Origin of the sequence: Protofrankia sp. CiP1_Cm_nod1 (assembly GCF_920888515.1) — a bacterium.
GTDB lineage: Bacteria > Actinomycetota > Actinomycetes > Frankiales > Frankiaceae > Protofrankia.
Window position 1 is genome coordinate 1 of the sequence record NZ_CAKKTM010000205.1, and the last position, 7,569, is coordinate 7,569.

Sequence of the window (7,569 nt, forward strand, 5' to 3'; positions counted from 1 at the left end):
AGCGGCGGCCGGCGCCGATGAGCGAGTTGCCGCGGCGCAGGTGCAGGCCGAACCAGGGTGCCTGCAGGCCGGCGTGCATCACGTTCAGCCACAACGACACCTCCGCCAGCTCCACCGCGGTGCGGTTGAGGTCCACGCCGTAGCAGTTGTGCAGGGCGATGTACGCCTTGACCTTCTGCAGCTCGGTGGCGTACCGCTCCGGGTCGAGGCTCTCCCCCCGCTCACGCTGACAGCGGCGCAGGTACTCGGCGGCGACCTGGTTGATCGCCTCGTTGAGGAAGGCCCCGGAGCCCAGCGCCGGTTCGCAGATCGTCCAGTCCAGCAGCTCGCGCGCGGGCGTTGTGGTGCCGTCCTGGTCGAGACGGTATCTGAGCGTGAGTTGGACGGTGACCTCGGTCAGCGACTGCGGGGTGTAGTAGGAGGCGCTGGTCTGCCTGTCCCGGCCGGCGAGCCGGTAGACGAACGACCCGGCCGGGTAGCGGACCCGCGGCCCGGTGCGCCGGCCCATGTCGTCGAGCGCGCGGACGAAGACCTCGTCCGCGTAGTCGTCGGCCCGGGACGCCGGGATCATCCAGCTGCCGTCCTTGGGATCACCGCCCTTGGCGACCTCGTACAGCTCCTCCGCGGCGATGAACCCGGTGTAGGACATCAGCCCTTCGTAGACGGCGCCGAGCTGGTTGATGCCGAGCTGGGCGTAGGAGATGAACCCGCCGCGTTCCTTCTTCTTCCCGCGGGTGAGCATCAGCAGCCGCAGCACCTCGTACAGGCAGCTGTTACGCAGCCGGGTGTCGATCGTGCGCGCGTCGGCCTCGCCGTCGTCGTTGTCGCCGTCGTCGTCCGCGGGGTGGGCCACGGCGGCCCGCCCGATCATCTCGATCGCCTCGGGGAGGAACAGGTCGGAGCGCAGCGGCTCGAAGCGGATGCCCTCACCCTCGCTGCGTTCGCTCCGGCCGCTCCCGGCCCGCGCGCCCGGATCCGCGTCCGGGCCCGGATCCGGGCCCGAGTCCGGCTCCGGTGCCGCCGCCAGGTTCGGTGCCAGCGCGTCCGGCTCCGTCGCCGGATCCGGCTCCGGGCCGGGCTCGGGGTGGGCGCCGCGCGGCCGGTGGCCGGTGTTGACCATCCGGAACAGCAGGTCCAGCGACTCGTACAGATGGAAGCCGTTACGCGCCGACTCGCCGATCAGCTTGCCGGAGACCAGGTCGCCGAGCCGGGCGAGACTGTACCCCTCGGCGTACTCCGGATGATCCACCGGTAGGACGCCGAGCTCCGGCCGGGCCTCGGCATACAGCAGGAACAGGATCCGGTACAGATAGCGCAGCGCCTCCCGGGTGAGCTCGCGGCCGAGCTCCTCGGGCTCCCTGACCTGCTCGGGGCGGACACCGGCCTCCCGGATGCGGTCGAGCACCTCGTTGGCGATCAGCTCGACGGACAGCCGCAGCCCCTCCCGCAGCTCCGCGGAGACGCCGACGGCCTGCCGCCGGGAGCCCTCCCGCAGCTCGGCGAGCCGTTCGCTGCCGCCCTCCTCGGGCGGGCACAGCGTGTCCGCGCCGAACAGGGCCGCGATCACGTCGAGCTCGCCGCCGGGCCGGGTGTCGTTGCGGCCGAACGCGACGTCGAGGCTGACCGCCAGGTAGCGGCCCTCCCCCCAGGTCAGCCTGTCCGCGAGCGTCACCACCGCGCCGGCCAGGATGAGCACGTACCGCGGCCGGTCGTCGTCGAGGGCGAACAGGTGGCCGGCGAGCGCCATGCCGTGCTCGATCCGCTCCCGCCGGTCGACGTCCACCGGGGTCAGCAGCCGGCCGGCGCCGTCCGCGGCGGTCGCCGCGTCCGTGTCCGTCGCCCAGCCGCACTCGACCGCCAGCACGCCCCGGCCGGCGTGGGCCACTGCGACGGTGTGCTCGGTGCCGGCGCGCATGACGGTCAGCTCCGTCGGCCGCGCGGTGAAGGCGAACGCGCGCAGGACGTGGCCGTGCAGCTCGTGCAGCTTGTCCCGCAGCTTCTCCCGGACGGCCTCGTCCGCCTCCACACCGTCGCGTTCCGCGGCCTGAACGGCCGCGTCGAGTTCGACGATCTCGGCGCGCAGCTCGTAGTAGGCCCGCCGCAGCGCCCGGATGCCCGCCCGCGGCGTCACCGCCGGGCCGAGAGCCGCGGCGGGCTCGTTCTCCCCGAGACCCCCGGCCCACGCCCCGCCGGGCCGGTCGGCGTCGGCGTCGGCGTCGGCGGACAGCCCGTGGTTCTTCTCGGCCTCCGCCCAGCGTCCGAGGTAACCGTCCTTGACCACCTTGGGCAGACGCTCGGCGAGATAGTAGGCGGATAAGTACTCTCCGCGGTTGGTCAGGGACTCCATGCTCATACGGCACGCTCCAGAACGGCGAGCAGCCGCAGCAATGGCTCACCCGTGGTCTCCAGCCGCGCGACGAGATCGTTCTGTTCGCGCACGGTGTCGTCCACGCCGCGTTTCCTGCTGGCCCGCCGCGGAGCGGACGCGGTCGCGGCCGGCGGCAGCAGGCTCTGCTGCTGCCAGCGCAGCATGCGGGCGCGGTGGGCGCGCAGCGGTTCGGCCGTCGTCGCGTCCCAGGCGTCCCGCTGCTTCTCCAGATGCTCGCGGGCGACGTCGACAGCGGCCGGGACGAGCTTCTGCAGCCGACCGAGATCGACGCCGGAGGCGGGGTTGGTCATCGCCGGGTTCACCCCGGCCCGTGCCAGCACGTCGGCCAGCGGCTCGACGGCCGACGCGCCGGGCAGGCCGCCGACCGCCATCCACTCGACCACGGTCGGCTGGCCCAGCTGGTTGCAGTACACGCCCTGGACGAGGAACACCGGGCCGGGGACGTCGGCGAGCAGGACGGGTGCCTGCTGCCGGCCGAGCCTGACCAGCACCTTGTCGACGAGCCAGTCGACCACCGGGTGGATGTCGCTGACGTAGGCGATGTCCGGCCAGCTGGTCTTCCGGCTCGCGCGGGCCTGCTCCAGCCGGCGCCTGGCAAGCTCCCGGTCGAAGGTCAGCTTCAGCCGCAGCCGGCCGTCCACCCGCTGGTCGGCCAGGTAGGAGCGGGGCAGGTCCGACATGCGGCGCTCCAGGTCGGCCGGGGCGTCAAAAGCGATCATCCCCTCCTCGCGGCGGAGCGCGAGCGCGTCCTCGGGAGAGTCGAAGACCTCCCGCAGCGCCTCGTCGACGAACCGTTCGGTGGAGGCGAACAGGGTCGGCACCCGCGCCCGCGCCGGCTGCGCGGCAACGTGCGTCTCACCGACGCCGCCGAGCAGATCGGCCAGCACGTCGTGTCGCGGGCCGGCGTCCAGTGACTCCTCCACGCCGCGGCCGGCGAGCAGATCCTGGATGAGACGGCGCTCCTCCCGGTCGGCCAGATACTCCCCGGTGACCGCCTCGGCGCTGCCGAGGCTGCGGTGCGCCTCCGCCTCGCGGGCCAGCAGCTTCTCGGCGACCGTGGTGTCGTCCCTGGCGCCGTCCACGGACGAGGTGAGGATCAGCGCCCGGAACCGGGGCTGGTGCGCCTGGCCGTAACGGTCGATCCGGCCGTTACGCTGCTCGATGCGGATCAGGCTCCACGGCAGGTCGTAGTGCACCAGATGGTGGCACTGCCGGTGCAGGTTGACCCCTTCGGACGCCACGTCGCCGGTGAACAGCATCCGTACCGGGGCGTCCCGCTGGGAGAACTCCTCGACGATCCGCTGCTGGTCGGTGTCGGGCAGGCCGCCGTGCATGACCCGCACCGCGTCCCGGGCGGCCGTCCGCCCCGTGAAGCCCAGTGCCGCCGGTACGACGTCGGCCAGCCACTTCAGCGTCGCGACCCGCTCGGAGAACACCACGACCCGCACCTGGCTGCCCGGACCGGCCCCGATCTGGCGCAGCTCGCGCAGCAGGGCCGCCAGCTTGGCGGAGTCGGCGTCGGTCATGGCCGCCGCCAGCGTGCGCAGCCGGCCGAGCGCGGACCGCTCCTGAGCGTCGGTGCAGCCCGCCGACCGCAGCCGCGTGTCGACGGTCTGTGCCAGCGCGTGATGCGAGGACAGGAACGCCTTCAGCAGCGTGTAGGGGAACAGCCGCCGCTCCCTGCTCACCGCGCTCGCCGTGTTCAGCGTGCTCACTGTGCTCGCTGGCTGCCGGCCCGCCGTCACCTCGGCCACGCCGTCGGGCGCGCCCTCGGGCGGCAGCCAGACCTCGGTGAGCTCGGCGAAGATCTTCTCCTCCGCGGCCGTGGCCGGGCAGCGTAACGGCACCGACGGGCCCCGCTCGGCCCACTCGTTGCTGATCTCGTCCCGGACCTCCGGACTGATCTTCGTCCGGCGCAGGTAGAGATGTTCGATGTCCTCTTTCGCGTAGTTCTCGACATCGACGATCGCGGCCGGGTCGAGCAGTCTGATCAGCTCGCCGAAGGACTTCTTGTCACCGTTGTGCGGGGTGGCGCTGGCCAGCAGCAGCGCGTCGGTACGGGAGGCCAGCAGCCGCGCCAGCCGGTTGCGCAGGCTCGTCGAACCGATCAGGTTGTGCGACTCGTCGATCACGACCGCGTCCCAGCCGATGTTCTCCAGGTGATGGCCGTACATGCCGACGTTCTTCAACGTGTCCACCGAGACGATGACCCGCTTGAAATAGGTGAACGGGTTGCGCCCGGCCGGGATCTCCCGCTGGATCCGCTCGATACCCACCGAGTCCAGCCGGACCAGCGGGAGGGAGAAACGCGTCCACAGCTCGTGCTGGAACTGCTCGAGCACGTGCTGCGGCGTCACCACGAGGATGCGCTCCCCCCGGCCGCGACGGACCAGCTCGGCCAGGATCAGCCCGATCTCCAGGGTCTTGCCCAGGCCCACCACGTCCGCGATCAGTATGCGGGGGCGTAGCCCGGCGAGCGCGAGCTCGGCCGGCCGCTGCTGGTAGACCTTCGGGTCGAGCACGAACGAGTCCGCCAGCGCCAGCCCGCGCTCGCCACGCGGCAGCGGCGTGCGGCGCAGCACCGCCTCCAGATACAGCCGGCCGCGCCGGAACCGCGGCGTGTCGTCGGCGACCAGGACGGTGTTCTCCGGGCGCAGCACCTCGACCGGCTCAAGCCCGTCGAAGAACGTCGCCTCACGGTCCTGGACGAACTCCGAGGCCCCCACCACTTTGATCATGTACCCGTCGTGCGCCGTCCGGACGGCGCTGCGCACCAGCCACTCCTCGTCACGAACGAGGACCCGTGCACCCGGCGCGTACGACCCGCGCCGCCCTGCTGTCACCAACGCCTGCCTTCCCTGTCCCTACGTCCTCTGCGTCGTACGTCCCCACGTCGCAGGCCCACCCCGACCTCGCACGCCCGCCTGTGACCGTGTCCCGAGAGCCGGCGCCGGTACCAGCACCGACATCGATGCCGGCCCGGCGCTCCCTCCCCGCGGCCAGGCTCCGCTCAGAGCTCCGCGTTGCGGGCGTACTCGGCGCGCAGGCGCGTCACCAGCCACTCAACACTGACGGACGCCCGCGACGGTAACGCAGCCGGGCCCACCCGAGGACCTGATCCGTCCGGTACCGGCAGCACCCGCGTCGCCTGTGCGGCATGGTCTGTCCCGGTATTCCGCGTTTCTCCGCCCTCCGTGCCCCCGGCATCCACCCCCTCGGCCGCCCACTCGGCATGGTCCGAGCCGGATGATCCCCACGGGACCGCCGTCTGGTCGTCCCACGGCTCCTCCCGCGGGTCGGCGTCGTACAGCTCGGGCCCGCTAGCGGACGCGACGAACGTCCGGGCCACGAGACGGCGCCGCAGCCGCGCCCCGGTCCGGCCACCCGCGGTCGCGACGTCCATCAGGCCGGTCATCAACGCGTCCAGCGACGGCCGGGCGGCCGGCTCGAAGGCGAGCATCGCGCCGAGCAGCGACGCCAGTTCGGCCGGAACCGCGTCCAGATCCGGCCGGATGGCGGGATCGGCGATGTGGCCCAGCAGCGCGTAGCCACGGACCCCGGGATACAGCGAACGTCCGGTGGCCGCGAAGACCAGGGTGGCGCCGAGCGCGTAGACGTCGGCCGCCCCGGTCAGCTCCCGGTCGCCCCGGGCCTGCTCGGGCGGCATGTAGGCGAGGGTGCCGACGACCCCGCCGGGCTCGGTGAGCTCCCGCTCGTGCCTCCGCTCCAGCAGCAGCGCCAGTCCGAAGTCGATCACCTTGGGGCCGTCCGGACCGAGCAGGATGTTCTGGGGCTTGAGATCCCGGTGCAGCAGCCCGACCTGGTGGATCTTCTCCAGCCCCTCGATGAGCGCCGCGCCGAGAATCGCGGTCAGCGGCGGGTCGAGCACTCCTCGCAGCTCCACATGCTGGCGCAGGGTCCGCCCGGGGACGTATTCGACAGCGCACCAGGGCGGATCGTCCTCAAGACCGGCGTCCTCGAACCGCGCCACCCGGGCGCCGTAGATCATCCTGAGGTTCTCGACCTCTTCGGAGAAACGCCGCCGGACAGCCGGATCCGCGACCAGCTCCGGTTTGATGACCTTGAGGGCCACCTTCTCGGCCGCGGTCGACATCCCCAGATACACCTGGCCCATGCCACCCGCCCCCAGGCGGCCACGCAGCTCGTACGGGCCGACCCGCACCGGGTCCGACGGGAGCAGCGCGTCCATGATCCCCTCGCCCCCAGCCCCAGGAACCGTCCACGATGACCGCGAACAGGATGACCGCGGACAAGTAGTTTAGAACAGTCAGCTCATTAACGGTCACACCGGGCATCAGCAACGGCTCAGCCCCCACCCAGCGGTGGCCCCAGCGCCAGGTGCGCGCCACGCCAACGGACCACGCTCGTTGTGCGGATGGCCGACAAAGCCGCCGTAGAGTGACGATCGCAGCGCAGCGCAGCGTCGTGGCGGGAGGCCGGGATGGGACGTCATTTCAACACCGCGGGCCCGTGCCTGCCCGAATACCACTATATGATCCCAGCCCTGCCGCGGCTGCCCGAGGCACCCGGCCTCATCGAGCAGAGGGGCTATTTCGTTGTCCACGCTCCCCGGCAGACCGGGAAGACAACCACTCTGCAGGCACTTGCCCGGGAACTGACCACCGAAGGCCGGTACGCGGCGGTGCGGTTCTCCTGCGAGATCGGACGGGCCACCGGCGACGACTACGGCGCCGCGGCCCGGGGGATCCTCGAGCGGATCCGGGACGCCGCAGAGGCCACCCTCCCGGCCGATCTTCGCCCGCCGCCGTGGCCGGATGTGACTGACGCGAGCCTGCTGGTAGCCGCGCTGACCGCCTGGGCGCTTGCCTGTCCCCGTCCCCTGGTGCTGTTCTTCGACGAGATCGACGCGCTCCAGGGGCAGAGCCTGCTCAGCGTCCTCAGCCAGCTCCGCGACGGATACAGCAACCGGCCCAGCCGCTTCCCCGCCTCGGTCGCCCTGTGCGGCCTGCGCGATGTCCGGGATTACAAAGCCGCATCCGGCGGTGACCCGTCCCGGCTGGGCACCTCCAGCCCGTTCAACATCAAACTAGAATCGCTGCGGCTGGGCGACTTCACCCCGGACGAGGTCGCCGAACTCTACGCCCAGCACACCGCCGAGACCGGCCAGGAATTCACCCCCACCGCCGTCGACCGGGCGA

Annotated in this window: 3 protein-coding genes and 1 pseudogene; 1 reads left to right on the forward strand and 3 read right to left on the reverse strand. The window is 71.9% G+C overall.

Annotated elements, in window-relative coordinates; translation table 11 throughout:
- From NBX02_RS09360 to NBX02_RS09370, 3 genes and pseudogenes are all read right to left on the reverse strand, one after another.
- Positions 1-2,353 (reverse strand): annotated as a pseudogene (locus NBX02_RS09360) (class I SAM-dependent DNA methyltransferase); the annotation flags it as partial.
- Positions 2,350-5,232 (reverse strand): DEAD/DEAH box helicase, encoded by a 2,883-nt coding sequence (locus NBX02_RS09365; protein WP_250290944.1) that lies wholly within the window; start codon positions 5,230-5,232, stop codon positions 2,350-2,352. The pseudogene NBX02_RS09360 and the gene NBX02_RS09365, both read right to left, overlap by 4 nt.
- A gap of 167 nt (positions 5,233-5,399) precedes the next feature.
- Complete coding sequence (locus tag NBX02_RS09370) at positions 5,400-6,599, reverse strand: serine/threonine-protein kinase (protein WP_250290940.1); 1,200 nt, start codon at positions 6,597-6,599, stop codon at positions 5,400-5,402.
- A gap of 252 nt (positions 6,600-6,851) precedes the next feature.
- On the opposite strand from NBX02_RS09370, the gene NBX02_RS09375 reads away from it, so the two are divergent.
- Positions 6,852-7,569, forward strand: a 718-nt coding sequence (locus NBX02_RS09375; RefSeq protein WP_250290942.1) for an ATP-binding protein, incomplete at its 3' end; no start/stop codon positions are given.

Bases quoted from the DNA above. Each gene is read 5' to 3' on its own strand.
- NBX02_RS09370 (WP_250290940.1), bottom strand. From the start codon at position 6,599: ATGGACGCGCTGCTCCCGTCGGACCCGGTGCGGGTCGGCCCGTACGAG.